The 1580-nt window shown below is 66.7% G+C and carries 1 protein-coding gene; it reads left to right on the top strand.

Annotated elements, in window-relative coordinates; all coding sequences use genetic code 11:
* Window positions 1–1580, top strand: a 1580-nt coding sequence (locus AB0I03_RS26480) for a DNA gyrase subunit B (protein WP_360417321.1), incomplete at both ends; no start/stop codon positions are given.

Genomic DNA, 1580 nt, shown 5'->3' on the forward strand with positions numbered 1-1580 from the left:
CTCGGACGCGGTTCGTAAGCGCCCCGGCATGTACATCGGCTCAACAGGCGAGCGCGGCCTGCACCACCTCGTGCAGGAGGTCGTCGACAACTCCGTCGACGAGGCGCTGGCCGGCTACGCCGACACCATCGAGGTGACGATCCTTGCCGACGGTGGAGTGCGGGTCGACGACAACGGCCGCGGTATCCCCGTCGGCATCGTGCCGTCCGAGAACAAGCCGGCCGTCGAGGTCGTGCTGACGGTCCTGCACGCCGGCGGCAAGTTCGGCGGCGGCGGCTACGCGGTCTCCGGCGGTCTGCACGGTGTGGGTGTCTCCGTGGTGAACGCCCTGTCGACCCGGGTCTCGGTCGAGATCTGCACGGACGGCTACCGCTGGACCCAGGACTACAAGCAGGGCGTGCCCACCGCCCCGCTGGCCAAGCACGAGGCCACCGACCAGCACGGCACCTCGGTCACCTTCTGGGCCGACCCCGAGATCTTCGAGACCACCACCTACAGCTTCGAGACGCTGTCCCGGCGCTTCCAGGAGATGGCGTTCCTCAACAAGGGGCTGACCATCTCGCTCAAGGACGAGCGTGCCGACCATGTGGACGAGGACGGCAAGCCGCTCTCGGTGCGGTACCACTACGAGGGCGGCATCGTCGACTTCGTGAAGTACCTCAACTCCCGCAAGGGCGAGCTGGTACACCCGACGGTGGTCTCGGTGGAGGCCGAGGACAAGGAGCGGAACCTCTCCGTCGACCTCGCGATGCAGTGGAACACCCAGTACAGCGAGGGTGTCTACAGCTTCGCGAACATCATCCACACCCACGAGGGCGGTACCCACGAGGAGGGCTTCCGCGCTGCGCTGACCGGCCTGATCAACCGCTACGCGCGCGACAAGAAGCTGCTCCGCGAGAAGGACGACAACCTCACGGGCGAGGACATCCGCGAGGGTCTGACGGCGATCATCTCGGTCAAGCTCGCCGAGCCGCAGTTCGAGGGCCAGACCAAGACCAAGCTGGGCAACACCGAGGTCAAGACCTTCGTCCAGAAGGTCGTCCACGAGCACCTCAACGACTGGCTGGACCGCAACCCCAACGAGGCCGCGGACATCATCCGCAAGGGCATCCAGGCGGCCACCGCCCGGGTCGCGGCCCGCAAGGCGCGCGACCTGACCCGCCGCAAGGGGCTGCTGGAGACGGCGTCGCTGCCCGGCAAGCTGAGCGACTGCCAGTCCAACGACCCGACCAAGTGCGAGATCTTCATCGTCGAGGGTGACTCCGCCGGCGGCTCGGCCAAGTCCGGCCGTAACCCGGAGTACCAGGCGATCCTCCCGATCCGCGGCAAGATCCTCAACGTCGAGAAGGCCCGGGTCGACAAGATCCTGCAGAACAACGAGGTCCAGGCGCTGATCTCGGCGTTCGGCACGGGCGTGCACGAGGACTTCGACATCGAGAAGCTCCGGTACCACAAGATCATCTTGATGGCGGACGCCGACGTCGACGGTCAGCACATCAACACCCTGCTACTGACCTTCCTGTTCCGCTTCATGCGCCCGCTGGTCGAGGCCGGCCACGTCTACCTCTCCCGCCCGCCGC

It is taken from the genome of Glycomyces sp. NPDC021274, from assembly GCF_040641195.1.
Lineage (GTDB): Bacteria > Actinomycetota > Actinomycetes > Mycobacteriales > Micromonosporaceae > Glycomyces.